19 protein-coding genes are annotated in these 21,239 nt (G+C 66.7%); 10 read left to right on the top strand and 9 right to left on the bottom strand.

Features of this window, described 5'->3' with window-relative positions; all coding sequences use genetic code 11:
* Nucleotides 1-3: 3 nt before the first annotated feature.
* Nucleotides 4-609, bottom strand: a complete 606-nt coding sequence (locus PSA7680_RS01145; RefSeq protein WP_085866815.1) for a DUF6778 family protein — start codon at nucleotides 607-609, stop codon at nucleotides 4-6.
* A gap of 223 nt (nucleotides 610-832) precedes the next feature.
* Between PSA7680_RS01145 and edd the strand changes: the two genes are divergently transcribed.
* Both edd and eda read left to right on the top strand, forming a co-directional pair.
* A complete protein-coding gene (gene edd, locus PSA7680_RS01150; protein WP_085866816.1) occupies nucleotides 833-2,638 on the top strand; it encodes a phosphogluconate dehydratase in 1,806 nt (601 codons plus the stop codon).
* A 22-nt stretch (nucleotides 2,639-2,660) separates the two neighbouring features.
* On the top strand, nucleotides 2,661-3,302 hold the full coding sequence (gene eda, locus PSA7680_RS01155) for a bifunctional 4-hydroxy-2-oxoglutarate aldolase/2-dehydro-3-deoxy-phosphogluconate aldolase (RefSeq protein ID WP_085866817.1): 642 nt from the start codon (nucleotides 2,661-2,663) through the stop codon (nucleotides 3,300-3,302).
* A 95-nt stretch (nucleotides 3,303-3,397) separates the two neighbouring features.
* Here the strand turns inward: eda and PSA7680_RS01160 are convergent, their stop codons facing one another.
* Nucleotides 3,398-3,667 (bottom strand): hypothetical protein, encoded by a 270-nt coding sequence (locus PSA7680_RS01160; RefSeq protein ID WP_085866818.1) that lies wholly within the window; start codon nucleotides 3,665-3,667, stop codon nucleotides 3,398-3,400.
* 10 nt (nucleotides 3,668-3,677) lie between these two features.
* Nucleotides 3,678-6,485, bottom strand: a complete 2,808-nt coding sequence (gene glnE, locus PSA7680_RS01165; RefSeq protein ID WP_085866819.1) for a bifunctional [glutamate--ammonia ligase]-adenylyl-L-tyrosine phosphorylase/[glutamate--ammonia-ligase] adenylyltransferase — start codon at nucleotides 6,483-6,485, stop codon at nucleotides 3,678-3,680.
* Nucleotides 6,486-6,751: 266 nt separating this feature from the next.
* On the opposite strand from glnE, the gene PSA7680_RS01170 reads away from it, so the two are divergent.
* The 5 genes from PSA7680_RS01170 (at nucleotide 6,752) to PSA7680_RS01190 (ending at nucleotide 10,351) form a co-directional block, all read left to right on the top strand.
* A complete protein-coding gene (locus PSA7680_RS01170) occupies nucleotides 6,752-7,162 on the top strand; it encodes a DUF2852 domain-containing protein (RefSeq protein ID WP_085866820.1) in 411 nt (136 codons plus the stop codon).
* Between the two features lie 136 nt (nucleotides 7,163-7,298).
* A complete protein-coding gene (locus tag PSA7680_RS01175; protein WP_085866821.1) occupies nucleotides 7,299-7,748 on the top strand; it encodes an RDD family protein in 450 nt (149 codons plus the stop codon).
* A 108-nt stretch (nucleotides 7,749-7,856) separates the two neighbouring features.
* Nucleotides 7,857-8,675, top strand: a complete 819-nt coding sequence (locus PSA7680_RS01180) for an arginyltransferase (protein WP_085866822.1) — start codon at nucleotides 7,857-7,859, stop codon at nucleotides 8,673-8,675.
* 6 nt (nucleotides 8,676-8,681) lie between these two features.
* Nucleotides 8,682-9,068 (top strand): VOC family protein, encoded by a 387-nt coding sequence (locus tag PSA7680_RS01185; protein WP_139838521.1) that lies wholly within the window; start codon nucleotides 8,682-8,684, stop codon nucleotides 9,066-9,068.
* 101 nt (nucleotides 9,069-9,169) lie between these two features.
* The gene (locus tag PSA7680_RS01190) at nucleotides 9,170-10,351 is read left to right on the top strand and encodes an acetyl-CoA C-acyltransferase family protein (protein WP_085866824.1); all 1,182 of its coding nucleotides are present in this window, start codon (nucleotides 9,170-9,172) and stop codon (nucleotides 10,349-10,351) included.
* 135 nt (nucleotides 10,352-10,486) lie between these two features.
* Here PSA7680_RS01190 and PSA7680_RS01195 read toward each other — a convergent pair whose 3' ends face one another.
* From PSA7680_RS01195 to PSA7680_RS01205, 3 genes are all read right to left on the bottom strand, one after another.
* A complete protein-coding gene (locus tag PSA7680_RS01195; protein WP_085866825.1) occupies nucleotides 10,487-12,841 on the bottom strand; it encodes a TRAP transporter large permease in 2,355 nt (784 codons plus the stop codon).
* 18 nt (nucleotides 12,842-12,859) lie between these two features.
* A complete protein-coding gene (locus PSA7680_RS01200; RefSeq protein WP_085866826.1) occupies nucleotides 12,860-13,753 on the bottom strand; it encodes a TRAP transporter small permease subunit in 894 nt (297 codons plus the stop codon).
* Nucleotides 13,754-13,866: 113 nt separating this feature from the next.
* Nucleotides 13,867-14,949, bottom strand: a complete 1,083-nt coding sequence (locus PSA7680_RS01205; protein ID WP_085866827.1) for a TRAP transporter substrate-binding protein — start codon at nucleotides 14,947-14,949, stop codon at nucleotides 13,867-13,869.
* A gap of 264 nt (nucleotides 14,950-15,213) precedes the next feature.
* Between PSA7680_RS01205 and PSA7680_RS01210 the strand changes: the two genes are divergently transcribed.
* Both PSA7680_RS01210 and PSA7680_RS01215 read left to right on the top strand, forming a co-directional pair.
* Nucleotides 15,214-16,623, top strand: coding sequence for a cache domain-containing protein (locus tag PSA7680_RS01210; RefSeq protein WP_085866828.1), 1,410 nt, complete (start codon nucleotides 15,214-15,216; stop codon nucleotides 16,621-16,623).
* On the top strand, nucleotides 16,620-17,261 hold the full coding sequence (locus PSA7680_RS01215) for a response regulator transcription factor (protein WP_085866829.1): 642 nt from the start codon (nucleotides 16,620-16,622) through the stop codon (nucleotides 17,259-17,261). The genes PSA7680_RS01210 and PSA7680_RS01215 overlap by 4 nt, the downstream gene beginning before the upstream one ends.
* Before the next feature lie 14 nt (nucleotides 17,262-17,275).
* Here PSA7680_RS01215 and PSA7680_RS01220 read toward each other — a convergent pair whose 3' ends face one another.
* Nucleotides 17,276-18,481 carry an MFS transporter gene (locus PSA7680_RS01220; protein ID WP_085866830.1) on the bottom strand — a complete coding sequence of 402 codons (1,206 nt, stop codon included), beginning with the start codon at nucleotides 18,479-18,481 and terminating at the stop codon, nucleotides 17,276-17,278.
* Between the two features lie 234 nt (nucleotides 18,482-18,715).
* Between PSA7680_RS01220 and PSA7680_RS01225 the strand changes: the two genes are divergently transcribed.
* Entirely contained in the window at nucleotides 18,716-20,350 is a 1,635-nt protein-coding gene (locus tag PSA7680_RS01225; protein WP_085866831.1) for a Hint domain-containing protein, read from the top strand.
* 162 nt (nucleotides 20,351-20,512) lie between these two features.
* On the opposite strand, the gene PSA7680_RS01230 is transcribed toward PSA7680_RS01225, so the two are convergent.
* Nucleotides 20,513-20,758 carry a hypothetical protein gene (locus PSA7680_RS01230; protein ID WP_085866832.1) on the bottom strand — a complete coding sequence of 82 codons (246 nt, stop codon included), beginning with the start codon at nucleotides 20,756-20,758 and terminating at the stop codon, nucleotides 20,513-20,515.
* Nucleotides 20,758-20,928 (bottom strand): hypothetical protein, encoded by a 171-nt coding sequence (locus tag PSA7680_RS18655; protein WP_176244057.1) that lies wholly within the window; start codon nucleotides 20,926-20,928, stop codon nucleotides 20,758-20,760. Before PSA7680_RS18655 ends, PSA7680_RS01230 begins: the two co-directional genes overlap by 1 nt.
* Between the last annotated feature and the right edge of the window lie 311 nt (nucleotides 20,929-21,239).

Genomic DNA, 21,239 nt, shown 5'->3' on the forward strand with positions numbered 1-21,239 from the left:
GCCTCAGGCGGAGGCCGGGACCGACAGCTGGCGCTGGATCTCGCGCGCGAGGTGATCGGTGATGCGCACCTTCTGCGTCTGCCCGGCGCGTTCGGCCTCGATGGCGCGCTGGCCGCCGTAGCCGTCAAGATCCGCCGACACCCGGCGCGGCCCTTCGATCACTTCGCCCGTTTTGGCGTCGCGCACCGTCATCTCGAACTTGATCGAATGGGTGCCGCCGATGGTGTAGCGGGTTTTCTCGGTGAGGGAGTGGAAGCGCGTCACGCGGATGTCCACGATCACGTCGCGGCTGCCCTTGAAGGCGGCGGCGCCGCGGGTCATGCCCTCTTCGAAGATGGCGGCCACCTGCTGGTAGCGATCGCCGTAGGCGTCGCCGCGCCAGACGATGTCGGCCCGCGGGTAGTAGCTGTTGGCTTCGGAAACCTTCAGATCGCGCGGCACGGTCACGCGCAAGTCCACCACGTTGTAGTCGCGGCGCAGGGCCACGGCCGCGGAATCGCCGGCCAGGCCGCCCTCGATGGGCGCGTAGCGCGAAACCACCTGCGGCGTGCTGCAGGCCGAGAGCGCTGCGATCAGGCCGATGGCGGCAGTCAGTTTGAACTTGTTCATCTTGCTTCTCCTTTGTCGGAGTCCCACTCACTTCAAGCCGGAAGATGCCTATGAAATGCGGCGAAATTTGGCAATTGAAGAAACCTTTCCATGTTTTTTAAGCACTTTCAGGCCACACCCGTGCCGGTCCGGGGCGGGCGGAAGTGTCGCGCACGGGGTGATTGTTAGCGCTAACGTTTCGTGCTAGGAAGCGCCCGAACCCACCTACCCGCGAGGAGCAGACATGCCACTCGATTCGACGATCGCCCAGGTCACAGATCGCATCATCGCCCGCAGCGCCCCCACCCGTAACGCCTATCTCGCGCGCATGCGCGCCGCGGCAGAAGACGGCCCACGCCGCGCCCATCTCTCCTGCTCCGGGCAGGCCCACGCCTATGCCGCCATGGGCGAAGACAAGGCCAGCCTCGCCGAGGGGCGCGCGGTGAACCTCGGCATCGTCACCGCCTACAACGACATGCTCTCCGCCCACCAGCCCTTCGAAAGCTACCCCGCGCTGATCCGCGAAGCCGCCCGCAAGGCCGGCGGCACGGCGCAGGTGGCCGGGGGCGTTCCGGCCATGTGTGACGGCGTTACCCAGGGCGAAGCTGGGATGGAACTTTCCCTGTTTTCCCGGGACGTTATCGCGCTGGCTTCAGGTGTCGCCCTGAGCCACAACACCTTCGACGCCGCCGTCTTCCTCGGGGTGTGCGACAAGATCGTGCCGGGGCTGATCATGGCCGCCGCCACCTTCGGCTTCATCCCCTCCGTGTTTCTGCCCGCCGGGCCGATGGTCTCGGGCCTGCCCAATGACGAGAAGCAGAAGGTGCGCAAGCTCTTTGCCACCGGCGAAGTGGGCCGCGACAAGCTGATGGAAGCCGAGATGGCCTCCTACCACGGCCCTGGCACCTGCACCTTCTACGGCACCGCCAACACCAACCAGATGCTGATGGAGTTCATGGGGCTGCACCTGCCCGGCGCCTCCTTCGTGAACCCCAACACCCCCCTGCGCGATGCGCTCACCATCGCCGGCGCACAGCGCGCTATGGAGATCACCGCGCTTGGCAACGACTACCGCCCCGTCTGCGACATCCTCGACGAGCGCACCTTCGTGAACGGCATCGTCGGGCTGATGGCCACCGGCGGCTCCACCAACCTCGTGCTGCACCTGCCCGCCATGGCGCGCGCCGCCGGGGTGATCCTCGAACTCGAGGATTTCGACGCCCTTTCGCAGGTCGTGCCGCTGATGGCGAAGGTCTACCCCAATGGGCTCGCCGACGTGAACCACTTCCACGCCGCCGGGGGGCTTGGCTACATGATCGGCGATCTGCTCGACCAGGGCCTGCTGCACCCCGATACCAGCACCGTGGCCGGGGACGGGCTGGCGCTCTACACCCGCGAGCCCAAGCTCGTGGACGGCGCGCTCACCTGGGAAGCGGGCGCCGGCCATTCCCACAACGAGAAGATCCTGCGCTCCTGCAAGGATCCGTTCCAGCCCAACGGCGGGCTGAAGCACCTCAAGGGCAACCTCGGCGAGGGGATCATGAAGATCTCCGCCGTGGCCGAAGACAAGCGCGTGATCGAGGCGAAGGCCCGGGTCTTCCACACGCAGGAGGCCGTGAAAGAAGCCTTCAAGGCCGGCGAGTTCACCGAGGACACCATCGTGGTGGTGCGCTTCCAGGGGCCGCAGGCCAACGGGATGCCCGAGCTGCACGGGCTCACGCCCTCGCTGATGGTGCTGCAGGACCGCGGCCTGAAAGTGGCTCTGGTGACCGACGGGCGCATGTCGGGAGCATCCGGCAAGGTGCCCGCCGCCATCCACGTCTGCCCCGAGGCCGCCGCCGGCGGGCCGCTGGCGCGCGTGCGCGACGGCGACAGGATGCGCGTGGATGCCGATGCCGGCGTGATCGAGGTTCTGGAACCCGATTTCGACAGCCGCACCCCCGTGACGGCCGATCTGAGCGCGAATGCGTTTGGCATCGGGCGCGAAATGTTCGATGTATTCCGCAAGAACGTGGGCAGCGCCGACGCCGGCGCCGCCGTCATCCTGTAACCAACCGAAGGATCTCGAAACGATGACCCCCCAAGAGGCCAGCAAACGCGCCGCCGAAGTCTGCCAACTCGCTCCGGTGGTGCCGGTTCTGGTGGTGGACGACGCGGCCCATGCAGCCCCCCTCGCCGAAGCGCTGATCGCCGGCGGCCTGCCCGCGCTGGAAGTCACCCTGCGCACCCCGGCAGCGCTCGACGTGATCGCCGAAATGGCGAAGGTGAAAGGCGGCGTCGTGGGCGCGGGAACGCTTCTGACCCCGGAAGACGTGAAGGCCGCCAAGGCCGCCGGCGCCACCTTCGGCGTCTCGCCCGGCGCGACGGACCGGCTGCTGCAGGCCTGCGAGGACGAAGACCTGCCGCTCCTGCCCGGCGCCGCCACCTCCACCGAGGCGATGCGCCTGCTGGAACGCGGCTACACCACGCAGAAGTTCTTCCCGGCCGAGGCCAACGGCGGCGCGCCGGCGCTCAAGGCCATCGGCGCGCCGATCCCGCAGGTCACCTTCTGCCCCACCGGCGGCATCTCGCTGAAGAACGCGATGGACTACCTGTCGCTCTCCAACACCTATTGCGTGGGCGGCAGCTGGGTGGCCCCGAAGGACAAGGTGCTCGCGGGCGACTGGGCCGGCATCGAGGCGCTGGCGCGCGAAGCCGCACAGCTCGGCAAGTAACGCAGATGCCCCGCCCGGCGGCAACGCCGGGCAGCGCCGACCCGCCCCCATGGGGCGGCGCTTCACGCCACCCCGCGGGTCGGCACCGCCCTTGGTTAATGCGCCATGCGGCCCGCGCGCCCGCCACGGCGCCCGGCCGAAGGCGCGGCCTCCAGCCCCTGCCGCAGAACCGCGCTCATGGGATGGTCCGGCGCCTCATCGGCATAGAGCGCCACCAGCGCGGTGAGTGCGGCGCGCACCTCCACCCCTTCGGGCAGGCTGATCGCCCAATCCAGAAAGATCGACCGGCACTCGCCGATCTGGATTCCCTCGATCCGGTAGCTTTCGCGGATCAGCCCCTTGGGGTCGTAGCTTGATGTGCTCATGGCGGCGTCCTCACGGTGCGCTGGCGTCTGACTCGGAGCGCAATATAGCTTCCGTCACCGCGTTGGCACGTGCGGAATGCGCCGTCAGGGAGTCCTGCAGCGCCTCGGCGCTTTCCTGGCCGGTTTCGCGCAGCAGGAAGGCCAGCCCCCCCTCGCCCAGCCGCTCCGGCGCCAGCGCGCCGTCGGTCAGCAGCTTCCCGGCCACCCGCAGACGCCACATCAGCCGGTAGGCCGCCAGAAGGTCGCCCGCCTGCGCCGCGCTCAGCACGCCGGCCGCCACGCCTGCCTCCAGCTGCGCGCCGACCCCGTGCGCCGCGCTGCCGGCGAGCAGCGCGCAGGTCTGGGCGGTCAGCTCGATGTCCTGCAGGCGGCCGGGGCCGGATTTCGCATCGAAGGCACCCTGCGCGGGCTTGGCCTCGGCAAGGCGAACGCGCATCTCCTGAACCTCGCGCACCACCCGCGCCCGATCGCGCCCGGCGCGCGGCAGCAGATCACGCCGTAAGGCCGCGATGTCCTCCGCCAGCGCCGCCTCCCCCGCCACGGGCCGCGCCCGCGTGAGCGCCAGGTGCTCCCACACCCAGGCTTCCTTCTCCTGGTAGTTGCGGAAGGATTGCAGCGCCGTGGCCACCGGCCCCTGTCGGCCCGAGGGGCGCAGGCGCATGTCCACCTCGTAAAGCCGGCCTTCCGCCATCTGCGCCGACAGAGCGGTGACGAAAGCCTGCGTCAGCCGGGCGAAATAGGGCCGCGTGGCCAGCGGGCGCCTGCCCTCGGAGCCTTCGGCCCCCTGCGCATCGTAGATGACGATCAGATCGAGATCGGAGCGCGCGTGCAGCCGCCCCGCCCCGAGCGAGCCCATCCCGACGATGACGGCCCCGCGCCCCGGCATCGCCCCGTGCTTGCGGGCGAACTCCGCCGCCACGTGGGGCGCGAGCGCGCGCAGAACCGCCTCGGCCAGCTCGGCATATTGCGCCCCCGCCTCCTCGGCGTCGATCAGCCCCCGCAGGTGATGCACCCCGATGCGGAAATGCCATTCCCGCTGCCAGCGCCGCGCGCCGTCCAGCCGGGCCTCGTAGTCGGGCAACGCGGCGAGCCGGGCGGAGAGATCCTCCCCCAGCGCCGCGCAGCCGGGCCAGTCTTCGAAGAAATCCCCGGCGATGACGGCATCCAGAACCTGCGAATTGCGGCCCAGGTGCTCGGCCAGTTCCGGCGCCGACGTGGCGATCCCCACCATCAAGTCGATCAAATGGGGGTTGGCCTCGAACATGGAGAAGAGTTGAACACCGGCCGGCAAGCCCTTGAGAAACCCGTCGAAATGGATGATCGCCTGATCCGGCTTCGCCGCCCGGCCGAGCCGTTGCAGGATCTCCGGGCGCAGGCGGCGGAAGATCCGTTGGGCCCGTTCCGTGCGCAGCGCCGGGTAGGTCCACCAGCGTTCCGCGATCGCCTCCGCATGCGCATCGATTTCCGCCTCCGTCGGCGCCCCTTCGGCCGCGCCCGGCGCGAAGAATCCCTCCGTCAGGGCGTGGACCTCCTCCAGCCGCTCGGTGATTTCTCCGCGAAGGGCTGCTACATCGGTGCGGCCCATGAAGGCCGCGAGCCGCGCGAACCCTTCGGGAGATTTCGGCAGATCGTGGGTCTGCGCATCGTTCACCATTTGCAGACGGTGCTCTACCTCGCGGTGGAAAATGTAATGATCCGAGAGCTTTGCGCGGACATCTTCAGGCACCCACCCCTTTTCGGCCAGCGCCGCGAGCGCGGGAAGCGTCTCGCGCTGGCGCAGCCCCGGATCCCGCCCGCCGGCGATGATCTGGCGCGTCTGGGTGAAGAACTCGATCTCGCGGATGCCGCCGCGCCCGAGCTTCATGTTGTGCCCCTCCAGCACGATCGGCCCGTGGAATCCCTTGTGATCACGGATGCGCAGGCGCATGTCGTGGGCGTCTTCGATGGCCGCGAAATCGAGGTGCTTGCGCCAGACGAAGGGCGTCAGGGCCTTCAGGTAGCGCGCCCCCGCCTCCAGATCCCCGGCGCAGGGCCGCGCCTTGATGTGGGCGGCGCGCTCCCAGGTGCGCCCGAGGCTTTCGTAGTAGCGCTCCGCCGCTTCCATCGAGAGGCAGACCGGCGTCACCGAGGGGTCCGGGCGCAGGCGCAGATCGGTGCGGAAGACGTAGCCGTCGGCGGTGATGTCGCTCAGCAGCTTGGCCATGGCGCGCGTGGCACGGATGAAGGCGGCGCGGGCTTCCTGGTAATCCGCCTCGCCGTAACGGGTTTCGTCAAAGAGGCAGATCAGATCGATGTCGGAGGAGTAGTTCAACTCCCCCGCCCCCATCTTGCCCATGGCCAGCGCCACCATGCCGGCGCCGCTGTCCAGATCCGCCTCCGTGGCGCCGGGCAGCTTGCCACGCCGGATCTCCTTCGCCAGCGCCGCCCGCATCGCCCGCTCCACCGCCAGATCGGCGAAGCGGGTGAGCGCGCCCGTCACCTCCAGCAGCGGCCAGACCCCGGACAGATCGGCCAGCGCCGTCAGCAGCGCCGCGCGCCGCTTGGCCTGGCGCAGCGCCGGGCCGGGATCGGCCTCGGGCGCGGCACGCACGTCCGTGAGAATGGCCTCGAAGGCCTCCTGCGCGGGGCGTTCCAGCGCGGAAGGCAGCCAGGCAGCCTCCTTCTGCATGAGACCCAGCAGGTAGGGGCTGCAGCCCGCCGTGCCGCCGATCAGCTCGAGCGCACCGGCGGGCAGACCGGCAAAGAGCGCACGGCCCTCGGCGGCACGGTCTGGATCGAAGGGCAAGGGGCAGCGGGACATGGGGCGCAGGAATTCCATGGCCGCAGACTGTGCCCAATCGGGGCCGAGCGCAAGCGGGCTTGCGGCGGCTGCGCCACGCGGCACATCGCGCCGCCGCCGGCGCAGAACGCGGGCAGCGCACCGTGGCACGCAAAGATTTTTTCGCCGCATCTTACTGTTTTTAAACGACTAATCAGATCAATGTAAAAAACATTTACATCAAGCCTTGATCCCGGCGCAGGCAATCCCGATCTGGTATGATGTGAAAGACATTCACATTAAAACAGCAACCTGGAGAAAACGAAATGAGTAGCGTCGCCACGTGGCCCTCGCAGGCCGAAACCTGGCTTGACGAGCGCGGAAAAGGGGCCTGGATCGCCGCAATGGTGCTTGGCTTCATCTTCTTCTGGCCCGTCGGCCTCGCCCTTCTCGCCTACATGATCTGGAGCAAACGCATGTTTTCCGGCAAATGCGCATCCAAGCGCGCCACCTACAATTCCCGCCACGCCTTCCGCTCGTCCGGCAACATGGCCTTCGACAGCTACAAGGCCGAGACCCTGCGCCGGCTGGAAGAGGAACAGGACGCCTTCGAAGCCTTCCTGCAACGCCTGCGCGAAGCCAAGGACAAGGCCGAGTTCGACCAGTTCATGGATGACCGCGCCAAGCGCGCCAAGGACGTGAACGAGGCCGACGAAGACAAGACCGTCGAGGCGTAAGCCCCGGCCGGACGGCGCGGCCCATCCCCAACCCTGCCCGTCCGCCCCTGCACCGGCACTGCCGGCCCCCGCGAAACCGGGGGCCACGGCCGCAAGCCGCCTTCCCCCCATTTTCCCGGACAGTATAAAGATGAGTATGACCGAGCCGCTCTGGGGCCTTCCCGACCCCGATACCCACGCAGAATTCTACCAGGATGTCGCCGCGAAGCGTTTCTTCGCCTGGCTGATCGATGCCGTCTTCATCCTGCTGATCACCGCCATCATCGTGCCCTTCACCGCCTTCACCGCGCTGTTCTTCCTGCCGGCGCTGGCGCTCGGGGTCAGCCTCGTCTACCGCACGGTCTCCATCGCGCGCCATTCGGCCACGCCGGGGATGCGCTTCGTCTCGATCGAGTTCCGCAACCACCGCGGCGAAACCTTCGACACCGCCACCGCGCTTCTGCACACGGTCGGCTACCTCGTGTCGATGTCCATGGTGTTTCCGCAGGTGATCTCGGTCATCCTGATGCTCACCAGCCGCCGCCGCCAGGGCCTGACCGACATGCTTCTGGGCACCGCCGCAGTGAACAGGGCGGCCCGCTTCTGACCCCGGCGCAGGCGCCGCCCTCCCCTTTCAAGCCCCCCATTTCTGGGGGCTTTTCCTTTTGCGCATCCATTGCTACGCTCGGTCTCGATTTATGATTGCACCGGATCTATGCGCCACACTCTTCCGCTCGCCCCCCAGTTCTACGTGACCGCGCCGCAGCCCTGCCCCTACCTCGACGGGCGGATGGAGCGGAAGCTGTTCACCGCGCTCCAGGGCGATACCGCCGAAACGCTCAACGACGCGCTATCCAAGCAGGGCTTCCGCCGCTCCCAGAACGTGCTCTACCGGCCTTCCTGCGCCGATTGCACCGCCTGCCTCTCTGCGCGCATCCGGGTGGCGGATTTCAAACCCTCGCGCAGCCAGCGCCGCTGCATGAAGCGCAACGCCGATCTGGTCCGCTCCGCCAATTCGCCCTGGGCCACCGAAGAGCAGTTCGCCCTCTTTCGCCGCTACCTCGACAGCCGCCACGCCGACGGCGGCATGGCGGACATGGACATCTTCGAGTTCGCCGCGATGATCGAGGAAACCCCGATCCGCTCCCGCGTGGTGGAATACCAGGACGCCGCCGGCACCTTGAAGGGCGTCTGCCTGACGGACGTGCTCGATGACGGGGTGTCGATGGTCTATTCCTTCTACGAGCCCGACGAGGCCTTCCGCAGCTTCGGCACCTACATCATCCTCGACCACGTGGAGATCGCCCGCGCCGCGGGTCTGCCCTACGTCTACCTCGGCTACTGGGTGCCCGGCAGCCAGAAGATGGGCTACAAGGCCGGCTTCGACGCGCTCGAGGTCTACCACGGCGGCGCCTGGCAGGATCTGGGCGATCCGGCCGACTACGAAGGCGAGACCCATCCGCTTTCGGTCGATCCCATCGCCGAACAGGTGGCGCGCATCTCCCTGCCCGACACCATGCGCACGAAGGGCTGAGCCGTGCTGCGCAGGATCGGCGCGCTGGCGCTGGTGGTGCCCGACTACGATGCGGCCATCGCCTTCTACGTGGGCAAGCTCGGCTTCACCCTGCTGGCCGATGAAGACCAGGGCGGCGGCAGGCGCTGGGTTCTTGTCGCCCCGCCCGGCGGCGGCGAAACCGCGCTGCTGCTGGCCAGGGCCGAGGGGCCGGAGCAGACGGCCGCCGTCGGCAACCAGGCCGGCGGGCGGGTGTTCCTCTTCCTGCACAGCGATGATTTCGAAGCCGATCACGCCGCCATGCTCGCAGCCGGGGTGATCTTCGAGGAGGCCCCGCGCCACGAGCCCTACGGCACCGTCGCCGTCTGGCGCGATCCCTTCGGCAACCGCTGGGATCTGCTGCAACCGGCCTGATCGGCCCGCGCTACGTCAGGTCACGCCCCGCCCCCTCTTGGCCCGCCGCCCGCCTGCGCGCATAGTCGCCCGCGAGAGCTTGATCCCAGAGGAGACCCGTCATGGAACCCGTCGTCATCGTCAGCGCGGCCCGCACCGCCATCGGAAGCTTCGGAGGCTCGCTGAAATCGCTGAGCCCCACCGAGCTGGGTGCGACCACCGCGAAGGCCGCCATCGAGCGCGCCGGACTCACCGCCGACGCGGTGGAGCAATCCTTCTACGGCAACGTGATCCACACCGAAGCGCGCGACATGTACATCTCGCGCACCGTGGCCATGGCCGCGGGCGTGCCCGAAAGCAGCCCGGCGCTCACCGTCAACCGGCTCTGCGGCTCGGGGCTTCAGGCCGTGGTGTCGGCCATCCAGGTGCTGATGCTGGGCGATGCGAAAATCGCACTGGCCGGCGGCACCGAGAGCATGAGCCGCGCGGGCTACCTGCTGCCGGCGGCGCGCTGGGGCCAGAAGATGGGCGATACAGGCGCGATCGACATGATGACGGCCGCGCTGCACGATCCCTTCGGCCACGGCCACATGGGCATCACCGCCGAGAACATCTCGGAGCAATACGGCATCGACCGCGCCGCCCAGGACGCCTTCGCGCTGGAAAGCCACCGCCGCGCCGCCGCGGCGATCGAGGCGGGGCATTTCAAGGAGCAGATCGTGCCCGTCACGGTGACGGAGCGGCGCAAGGAAGTGGTGTTCGACACCGACGAGCACGTCCGCCCCAACGCCACCCTCGCCGACATGGAAAAGCTGCGCCCGGTGTTCAAGAAGGATGGCACCGTCACCGCCGGCAACGCCTCGGGCATCAACGACGGCGCCGCATCGCTGGTGCTGATGACCGAGAGCGAGGCCAAGGCCCGCGGCCTGGCGCCGCTGGCGCGGGTGGTCTCCTACGGCCATGCCGGCGTGGACCCGAAGATCATGGGCATGGGGCCGGTGCCGGCGATGGAAAACGCCATGAAGCGCGCCGGCATCACGGCCGATGATCTGGACGTGGTGGAAAGCAACGAAGCCTTCGCGGCGCAGGCCTGCGCGGTGAGCCAGCAGCTGGGGCTCGATCCGGCGAAGGTGAACCCCAACGGCGGGGCCGTGGCGCTTGGCCACCCGGTGGGCGCCTCCGGCGCGATCATCGCCACCAAGCTTCTCTATGAACTGAAACGCACCGGCGGGCGCTACGGCGCCGCCACCATGTGCATCGGCGGCGGGCAAGGCATCGCGCTGATCGTGGAGAACGCGGGCTGAGAATTCTTCACCTGCCACGCCAGTGGCAGGTACGCGCCCACCCGGGCGGACGCTCAGCGCTACAGAACAACAACGCACAAAAAAGAAACGCCCCGGATCCCTCCGGGGCGTTTCTCATTTCCTTGATGGCCTGCCTCAGTGCCCGATCAGGTTGGGCAGGATCGTCACCACCGAGGGGAAGGCCCACAGCAGTGCCAGACCGGCCACCTGGATCAGCACGAAGGGGATCACGCCGCGGTAGATGTGGCCCGTCGTGACCTCCTTCGGTGCCACGCCCCTCAGGTAGAAGAGCGCGAAGCCGAAGGGTGGCGTCAGGAAGGAGGTCTGCAGGTTCACCGCGATCATGATCGTCACCCACTTCGGATCCATCGTGCCGCCGTAGATCACGGGGCCGACGATCGGGATGACGATGTAGATGATCTCCAGGAAGTCCAGCACGAAGCCGAGCACGAAGAGCACCAGCATCACGATGAGGAAGACCTTCATCTCGCTGTCGAAGCTCTTCAGGAACTCCTGGATGTAGTGTTCGCCCCCGAAGGAGATCACCACGAGGTTCAGCAGCTGGCTGCCGATCAGGATGGTGAACACCATGCTCGTGACCTTCGCGGTTTCGCGCACCACCGGGCTGAGCACCCCGTTGCGGAACAGCACCCAGCAGGAGAAGAGGATGCCGAACATCGCGAAGAGGTAGGCACCCTGCGCCACGAAGAAGGCGGCCCAGTCCTCGAAGGGCACGTCGCCGCGGTTGACCCGCAGATCGAAGTTCACCCCCACGAGGATCATGATCACGATGGCAAAGGCGGCCTGGATCACGATCTTGCCGGAGTTCCCTTCATCCTGAAGCTTGCGGTAGGCCGCCAGCATCAGCGCACCGCCGGCCCCCAGCGCGGCGGCCGGAGTCGGGTTGGTGATGCCGCCGAGGATGGAGCCCAGCACGGCCACGATCAGAACCAGCGGCGGGAAGACCACGCGCAGCAGATCGTTCTGCCCCAGCAGCCCCGCGGCGTAGCGGCAGGCCCAGAGGGCAACCGCAAGCGGGATCGCCAGCAGCACCAGCGTGGTGCCCGGGCTGGAGAGCGGACCGATGAAGAGCACGTCCACGGCGAGCGCGGCGGCCACGGCGCCGAGGCCGATCATCAGCGGCTTGCCGTCGGCGGAGGGCGCGATGCCGCGGGCGGTGGTCAGGATCAGCGCCAGCAGCAGGAAGCCCACGGCCACGCCGGTGCCGATCGGAGCGGCGGCGGCCACTTTCTCGGCGCGCAGCTGTTCGATCTCTTCCGGCGTCAGCGCACGGCTCTGCTGCACGCCGCCGGCCTCGTCGATCGCCTTCTGCTGCTCGACGGCCATGTCCCATTTCTCCTGACCGTGCAGTTCGATCATGGAGGCCTGGCATTGCTCGCTCACGTTGGTGCGCAGGATGGCGCCTTCGGTGGCATCCGAGAAGCTGTCCACGATCACCGTCTGGCTGCCCACGATGTTCACGTTCATCGCGAGGATCAGGCCACCGATCAGGGCGACCGGCGCGGCGACGAACCAGGTCAGCGCGTCATTGCGGGTGATGATGTCGCCCGAACCGCCTTCCAGCTGCACCGGCGGCGCCTTGTGAGGCTTCACCAACGCATAGCCGAAGGCGTAGAGCCCGTAGAGGACGGCCAGCATCACGCCCGGCAGGATCGCGGCCTGGAAGAGCGTGCCCACCGACACCACGGCGGCTTCGCCGAGATAGGTGAGCGCGTCCGAACAGCCGGCCTCGGCGGCGCGCTGCTCCTGGGCGGCGGAGTAGAGATCCCCCGCAAGGGTGCCCAGAAGAACGATCACGATGGAGGGCGGAATGATCTGCCCCAGCGTGCCCGAAGCCGCGATCACGCCCGTGGCGAGCTCGGGGCTGTAGTTGTTGCGCAGCATGGTGGGCAGCGACAGCAGCCCCATCGTCACCACGGTGGCCCCGACGATGCCGGTGGAGGCGGCGAGGAAGGCGCCCACCACCACGACCGAAACGGCCAGGCCGCCCGGCAGCGGGCCGAAGACGCGCGCCATCGTGGTCAGCAGGTCGTTGGCGATCTTGGAGCGCTCCAGCGTGATCCCCATCAGCACGAACATCAGCACGGCCAGCAGGGTTTCGATGGATTGCCCGGCCAGAACGCGCTCGTTCATCCGGTTCACGATGAAGGAGATGTTGCGGTCCACGGCCGTTTCCCAGCCCTGCGGGAACACGGGCTCCGCCGCTCTGGGCAGATCCGGATACCGGAAGATCGATATCTTGTCTGGGTGGATGCCCGTTCCGACGAGCGAGCGGTAGGCGTCCGACCCTGTGTCGATCGCCTGGTGGATGAGAAGGCCCGCTGAATCCAGCGCGGCAATGATCGTGAAGGAGATCACCGCGGCCCCACCGATGGCAAACGCCACCGGGAAGCCCGATAGGATCCCGCCGAAGAGGCAGAGGAACACGATGATCAGGCCGATCTCGACGCCATCAAGTCCAAAAAGCATCAGATACAGTCCCTTGGGTTAGTGGATTTCGGCGACAAGCTCGGCGTCGGGATCGCCGAGGTCGTCCTTGTCGAGATACTTGCCCTCGCTCTCCGGCCCTTCCTTCCATTCGAGGTAGGAGCGGTAGAAGAAGGCGATGGCTTGCAGGAAGACCATGCCGGCGAAGATCACCAGCAGAACCTTGAAGATGAAATAGGCGTTGAAGCCGTTGGGCGAGAAGCCGATGGTCTCCACGTTCCACTTCACGATGCGGGCCTTCTTCTCGAGCAGGTCGAGCTTGTCGGAGGCCGAGACCTTCGGCGTAATCAGGTGGCGCCACATGAAGAACCAGCCGTACATCCAGGTCAGCACCGCGAAGGGCATCATGAACAGCAGGGAGCCGATCATGTCGATCACGCGCTTGGTGCGGTATTTCACCGCCGAGTAGACGAGGTCCACGCGCACGTGGCCGCCCTGCACGAAGGTGTAGGTGCAGCACAGGCAGACGATCATGGCGTTGTAGAGCTTCAGCTCCTCCGCCCACCAGCTCACGTCGTAGGTGAGCGGCGCGCCGAAGCCGAAGGAGATGTCGGCGCGGGTGAAGATCCGCTGCATGAAGACGATGACGATCTGTTGCAGAACCATCAGCAGGCCCGCCCAGGCGAAGAACCGGCCGACGGTGTTGGCGAAGCCCTCGAGCACCCGCACGCAGCCCCACATGAAGCTGTTGCGCCACAGGCCGATCGCGGTGATCACGAGGAAGGTCGTGAACACGACGAAGAAGAACTCGGTCGAGCCGCCGTAATAGATGAACCGCACCATGGAAGTCTTGTCGGACCAATCCAGCCACAGCTGCGGATGCGTGATGGCGTAGCCTAGGTTGTAGAAAGCCATCAAGATGTTCTGAAAGAACCAGAGTATGCCGTCCAGCATCACTCTATCCCCCTTGTCCCGAAGAAAGGCGCGCCCTGCCCTTGGCGCGCGGAGCGCCCCGGCCCGCGCGCGCTTGGCGTCGGGCCGGGGCTGGCGTTGCGCGTCAGACGGGCTTAGCCCAGAACGCGGTCACGCTGTTTGCGGTAGGCCGAGATCGAGTCGGTGATCCAGCCGGAAGAAGCCTTCATCGACGCGGTGTAGTCGTCGTAGATCTTCTTGAACAGCTCGTCGCCCATGAACTCGTCATAGACCTGCTGCGAAGCGGCGCCCATCGCATCCCAGACAGAATCCGGGAACTCGAGGACCTTCACGCCGCCGGCCTTCAGACGCTCGAGCGCGGCACCGTTGTTCATCAGGTACTGGCTGAGGTTCCAGACGTTGGCGTGACCGGCAGCGATTTCCACGGCCGATTGCTGGGCCGGGGTCAGGCTGTCGAAGACTTCGCGGTTCATGGCCAGCGAGAGGCCGGCGGCCGGCTCGTGGAAACCGGCGGTGTAGTAGAACTTCGTGATCTCCTGGAAGCCGGCTTTCTCGTCCGCCCAGGGGCCGATCCACTCGGTGCCGTCGATCGCGCCGGAGGCCAGCGCCTGGTACACTTCGGCACCCGGCAGGTTCTGCACGGAAGCGCCCATGTAGCCCAAGGCCTTGCCGCCCAGGCCCGGCATGCGGAACTTCAGGCCGTTGAAATCTTCGGGGCCGGTGATTTCCTTGCGGAACCAGCCGCCGGCCTGGGTGCCGGTGTTGCCGGCCAGGAAGGACTTCAGGCCGAAGATTTCGCCCAGCTCGTCGTGCATGGCCATGCCGTTGCCGTGGTAGTACCAGTTGTTCAGCTCGGTCGCGGTCATGCCGAAGGGAACGCCGGTGAAGAAGGCGAAGCCCGGGTGCTGGTTGACGAAGTAGTAGTCGGCGGCGTGATACATGTCGGCCTGGCCGGCGGTCACGGCGTCGAACACTTCGAAGGCGCCTACGAGTTCGCCCGCGGCTTTCACTTCCACGGTCAGCTGGCCATCGGTGATGGCGGTGATGTTGTCAGCGCTTTTCTGCGCGGCATCGAACACCCCGGCGAGGCCGCGGCCCCAGGACGTGACCATCGTCAGCGTCCGCTTGCCTTGCGCGTAGGCCGGCGCGGCCAGAGTGGTGGCCGCCGCAGCGGTGCCGCCGAGCGCGGATGTTTTCAGGAAAGAACGACGATCCATATGTAACCTCCCAAAGATAGACTGCCCCGGCTGTTCAGGCCCGGGCGGATCGTTTCCAGTGTGGCGCAGACTAGCGCCGCTCTTTCCCTACGGAAATACCCACTCCTACGCAGAGAGCCGGATTTTTCGGCAGTCACGCGCCCGGAAGCGCCCGAAAATCCGGCGAAACCTCCGAGAATTGACGCCGAAGCCGCGAGCGCCCATGCTCTGCGGGCACCGGGGAGGATGGGGAAGAATCAGGTTTTGGCACCGCCGGGCACAACCATGCGTGAGCGCTTTAAACTCAGTTACGGGCAGAAGCTCTTCCTTCTGGCCACCCTGCCGCTCATCGTGGCGGCGGCGGCCATCGCCGTGCTGGTGGCGAACCAGTCGCGCGAACTGGCCGACCGCGAGATCGCCGCGCTGGAACAGCAGATGATCGCCGCCAAGGAAGCCGAGCTGGAAAACTACATGTCCATCGCGCGCACCGCGATCGTCAACATCTACGGCCGCGCCCTGCCCGACGACGAGGCCGCGAAGCTGGAGGTGACGCAGATCCTGTCCTCCCTCGTCTACGGCCAGGACGGCTATTTCTTCGTCTTCGACTACGACGGCAACAACCTCGTCTCGCCGCGCCAGACCTACCTGATCGGCAAGAACTGGTCGGGGCTGGAGGATCTGAACGGGGTGCCGATCACCGACGAGCTGATCCGCATCGCGCGCACCGGGGCCGGCTACCACAGCTTCGACTGGCCCAAGCCTTCGACCCGCGAAACCGCGCGCATGGTGGCCTACGTGGTGGGGTTGCAGGATTGGAAATGGGCCGTGGGCACGGGCATCTTCATCGACGACGTGCTCGAAACCGTCGCGGCCGCGCGCGCCGACGTGGAAGCCCGCATCCAGCGCACCTTCGTCTACATCATCGCGATCACGCTCTCGGCCCTGCTCGTGGTGTTTTTCTCTGGCCTTTTCATCAACATACGCGAACGCCGCCTGGCCGACGCAAAGCTCAAGGAGCTTACCCAGCGCATCTTCGACACCCAGGAGGAGGAGCGCGGCCGCGTGGCCCGCGAACTGCATGATTCCATCAGCCAGATCCTCGTCGGGGTGCGCTATGCGCTGGAGCTGACGCGCCGCCGGCTCGCCAGCGGCGACGACCGCGCGGCGGAGAACCTCGACAAGGGCATCGACCACCTCAACGGCGCCATCCAGGAGGTCCGTCGCATCAGCCGCGACCTGCGCCCCGGCGTGCTGGACGATCTCGGCCTCGGCCCGGCGCTGCAGTCGCTGACCGAGGAATTCAGCAAGCGCACCGGCATCCAGACGGAGCTTGAGACCGTGGTGTTCCGCAACCGGCTGGACCAGGAGGCCAAGATCGCGCTCTACCGCATCGCCCAGGAGGCGCTGACCAACATCGAGCGCCACGCCGAGGCCACGCAGGTCTCCATCAAGCTGGCCGGCCATACCCGCGGCGCCACCATGCGCATCCAGGACAACGGCCGCGGCATCCCCCAGACCCGCGGCCGCGGCCAGCCGGTGGAAGGGCTCGGCCTGCGCAACATGATGGAACGCATCGAACAGCTCGACGGCACCCTGCGCGTGCTCTCCTCGCGCTCCGGCACCGTCATCGAAGCACAGGTGCCGCTCAGCCACCTGCTGCCCCCCGAAGGCAAGACCAGGAAAGAAACCGCATGACGAAAACCCGTGTCGTGATCGTGGACGATCACCCGATGGTCACCGAAGGCATCCAGGCCATTCTCGAAACCTACGACGACATCGAGATCGTTGGCACGCTCACCAATGGCCAGGAGGCGATCGACAGCGTGCTCAAGCTCGCGCCCGACGTGATGCTGCTGGATCTGAACATGCCGCAGGTCAACGGGCTCTCCGCCACCGAGATCATCCTCGAAAAGCGCCCCGAGACACGCATCCTGATCCTGTCGATGCATGACAGCGCCGAGTATATCTCCACCGCGCTCTCCCACGGCGCGCTCGGCTACGTGCTGAAGGACGTGCCCACCGAGGAGATCAAGACGGCCATAGACACGGTGATGGCCGGCCAGCAGTATCTCTGCACCGGGGCCAACGCCGCCCTCACCCCGAAAATCGCCGACGGGCGCGAGCCGCTCACCAGCCGGGAGCAGACGATCCTGCTGCAGCTGGCGCAGGGCAAATCCAACAAGGAAGTCGCCCTCGCGCTCGACATCTCGGTGCGCACGGTGGAAACCCACCGAAAGAACATCAAGCGCAAGCTGAGGATCAGCTCCACCGCCGGGCTCACTCGCTACGCGCTGGAGCACGGGATGCTTCAGGGCACGGGCGTGAGCCTCTAAGGCCCCCCGCGCCTTTAGCGCGTGGCGTGGCCCCGCAGCCGCAGCACCAGCGGCATCATCAGCACCACCAGCACCGCCGAAAAGAGAAAGGGCGCGCCGGGCAGATACACCCCTTCGGCGTCCACGGCGCCCTGAAACAGCCCCGTCATGACCAGCGGCGAAAGAACCGCCGCCACGCTCGACAGCGAGGCGATCACCCCCTGCACCACGCCCTGCCTGTCCTCCTCCACCTGGTTCGAGGCCATGGCCGTCATCAGCGCGGGCACCAGGTCGGAGAGCGCGGCCAGCAGCAGGAACAGGATGAGCGGCGCCAGCGCGGCGGTGAAGCCGAAGCCCACCATGCCGATCAGCGCCGAGGCCATCCCCAGCATCAGCGTGCGGAAATCCCCGAACCAGCGGATGAACAGCGGCAGCAGCCCGCCCTGAACCAGCGCCAGCAGCACGCCGTAGGCCGCCAGCGACAGGCCGATGTATAGCGTCGGCCAGTCGAACACCTCCCGCGTCCAGAAGGCCCAGAGCGTCGGGTAGACCATGTTGGCGAACTCGAAGATGAAGATGCACAGAAGCGGCACCGCGAGCCCCGGCAGGCGGAAGGCGTCGAGGATGGATCTGAACGGGTTCAGATCGCGCCGTCCGAAGGGGCGGCGCTTCTGCGCGGGCAGGCTTTCGGGCAGCACGAAGAGGCCGAAGAGCGCATTGCCCGCCGAAAGCGCGGCGGCGATCCAGAAGGGCGCGCTCACGCTGATCCCCGCGGCGAGGCCGCCGAGCGCCGGCCCCAGCACGAAGCCGATGCCGAAGGCCGCCCCGATCAGCCCGAAGTTCGCCGCCTTCTCCTGCGGCGAGGAGATGTCGGCGATGTAGGCGGTGGCGGTGATGTAGGTGGCCCCGGCAAGCCCGGCGAGCGTGCGCCCCAGCAGCAGCAGCCAGAAGCTCTCGGCCAGCGCCATGATCGCGTAGTCCAGCGCCAGCATGGCCAGCGCGGCGATCAGGATCGGCCGGCGGCCGACGGCATCCGACAGGCTGCCCACGACGGGGCCGCAGAGAAACAGCGCACCCGCGTAGGCCGTCATCAGCAGCCCGCCGAGAAAGGCGCCCTGCCCCGTGCTCTCCGCCCCCACGCGCGCCATGAGATCGGGCATGATCGGAAAGACGATGCCGATGCCGATGGCGTCGATCATCAGGGTGACGAGGATGAACAGGATGGCGCGGTTCTTGAACATTCCGCCCTATCCGACGTGGCGCGCCGGAACGCAAACGAAATCGCGCGGGCGGGAATCGGCCTCGCCCGGCCCCATCCTCGCCTTATTGTTATGCAAAACGTCCCTCTCGAGTGATAAAGGTTGTATCGGCTAGCCTTGTTTCATTTCAGGCCCGTGGTGCCCCGTGCCCGTGCCTCAAGTTCATTGTGTGATCGCCGACAGTAGTGTGTACCGCCCCGCGGTTGGAGGCAAAAAATGGTTGATGTAAACGGAAATACCGATCTTCAGACGTCCCCGGATACGGTGATCGATCCGGATTCCACCAATCCCACCTCGGTGATCCAGACCTCCACTCTCGGCACAACCGGCAACGGCGGCGTGGACGACGACGGCTTCGAGATATCGGGCACCGTGAACGGCTCCGACATTCCGCTGCCCATCAACGTCGCCGTGGTGATCGACACTTCGGGCTCCACCGCCGATCCGTCCGGCTCCGATTTCGATGGCAACGGAACGGTGGAAACCATCCTCGAAGCCGAACTCATCGCGGCGCAGGATCTCTTCGATGCCTACGTGGCCGCCGGCTACAGCGCCGAGGAGGTGACGATCTCCATCATCGACATGAGCGGCTCCTCCACCGTGGTCGGCACCTTCAACCTCGGGCAGGCCAGCGACTACACGGCCGCGCTCCAGGACATCGCCGCCGACGGCCCCAGCGGCGGCACCAATTTCGACGACGGGCTCGACAAGGCGATCGACGCCTTCAACGCCATCGGAACCGACGACACAGAAACCAACGTGGTGGTGTTCATGTCCGACGGGTTCCCCACCAGCGGCGGCTCCGATTTCACCAACGAGCTGAATACGTTGCAGAATGATTTCGGTGCGCTGGTGCAGGGCATCGGCATCGGCGAGAACAGCAGCCTCGACGATCTGAACCTCGTGGACAACACCGGCGGCGCGCAGAAGGTGCTCTCCGGCGAGGAACTCGCCAACGCGATCGTGCAGCCGCTCACCAACATCGATTTCCTGCGTTTCGAGATCCTCGTGGAAGGCGTGGATGCCAACGGCGATCCGATCACCCAGACGATCATTCTCAACGAGGGCGATCCGGAAGTGATCGCGACGCCCGTCGGCTGGGCCTTCGACTGCGTGCCGATCGACGACAAGTTCCAGATCGGCTCCGAGCTGACCGTGACCGTGACCAGCGTGTTCGCCGAGGATCCCGGCGATCCCGGCAGCGGCCTTCAGACCGTGGTGACCCAGCACCAGCTCTTCGTCGTCGCCTGCTTCATGGAAGGCACGATGATCCTGACCCCGATGGGCGAAGTGCCCGTCGAATCGCTGGAGATCGGCGACAGGGTGATCACGCGCGATCACGGCGTGCAGCGGATCCGCTGGATCGGTGCCTCCACCTTCCCGAGCGGATACGTGGCCGCCAACCCGCACCTGCGGCCGATCCTCTTCCGCAAGGATGCCTTCGAGCCCGGCGTGCCCGACCGCGATCTGCGGGTGTCGCGCCAGCACCGCATCCTCGTGCGCGGCTGGCGCGCGGAGCTGATGTTCGGCGATCCCGAAGGCGTGCTCGTGCCCGCCTTCGCGCTCTGCAACGATCACTCCATCGTCGAGGAACGCCCGACACGCCCGGTGACCTACGTGCACATGGCCTTCGACCGGCACGAGGTGATCTATTCAAACGGCGTGGAAAGCGAGAGCTTCCACCCAGAGCAGCGCACGGTGGCGGGCCTCAGCTCGCCCCAGCGGGACGAACTGCTGGCGATCTTCCCCGAACTGGAACGCGGCTTCGCCTATGACGCCACCCGCGAAGAGCTGCGCGGCCGCATCGGGGCGGTGCTGTCGGAGCCCCGCCGGACCCCCGGCACCTCCTGACGCCTCCTGTTTCCTCGTCAAGCCTGCCCTGGCGCGCGGAGGTTTTTGCGCCCTGCACCCACCTGCGCGAATGCGCCACCACACCCCCGCCTGGCAGCAAAACGAAAAAAGGCGCCCCGAGGGAGGGCGCCAGTTGGTGAAACGGTAGCGAATGAACCTGGATCAGGCAGCGGACCTCGAAGCCTCCCCGGCGACGTTCGCCGGCGCTGCGTTACGATTGGAGACGAACATCAGGGGCGCCTCGAGGCCCGCCCGGCGTTCGCGAGCGCTCAGCGCGACGGGGGAAACCGACTGACGCGTGCGCAGCACGGCCAGCGCGGCGCGCCGGTTCTCGCGGGCCTTCTCGATCAGGGACACGGGAGCGGGGGTGCCGATTTCGGCTTTGGCGGGACGAAGGTAGATACGCATCAGGCCACCTCCCCTTTCGTCAGCAGCACGTCGGTGCTGAAGAAGACGCCGTTCACGGTGCGGTGCACGCGGGTGCGGTGGCGATAGTCGTTCATGGACAGGATGTTGGCGGCCCGGCCGGCCAGCGGTTGCGCGTTGGTGTTCGCGGCGTGACGGATGGTGTTGTGCATGGTTCGGTCTCCCAGGTGGTGTCCGGCGTCTCGGTGCAGCGAGCGGTTAGCCGGAGAAGTTGATGTAAGCGTGCAGACGGACGCTGTACTGGAAAATCCGCTCGATTTCCGAGCCGGGTACTTGTGTCAGGCGATTTCGCCTGTCGGTTGAACGCACCGGTGTGCAGCCGGTGTCACCTTTCACTCGTTCACTGTGAGAACTCATTGGCAGCAGTTTCATGGGTCACTCAGCAGATCTTGTATTGTGTCGATAGAAAGAAGATTTCCCGCCAATTGGGGCAGGAATCATGCTCAAATGTGGCAAAAAGAAG

This window comes from Pseudoruegeria aquimaris (genome assembly GCF_900172235.1).
In the GTDB taxonomy this organism is placed as follows: domain Bacteria; phylum Pseudomonadota; class Alphaproteobacteria; order Rhodobacterales; family Rhodobacteraceae; genus Pseudoruegeria; species Pseudoruegeria aquimaris.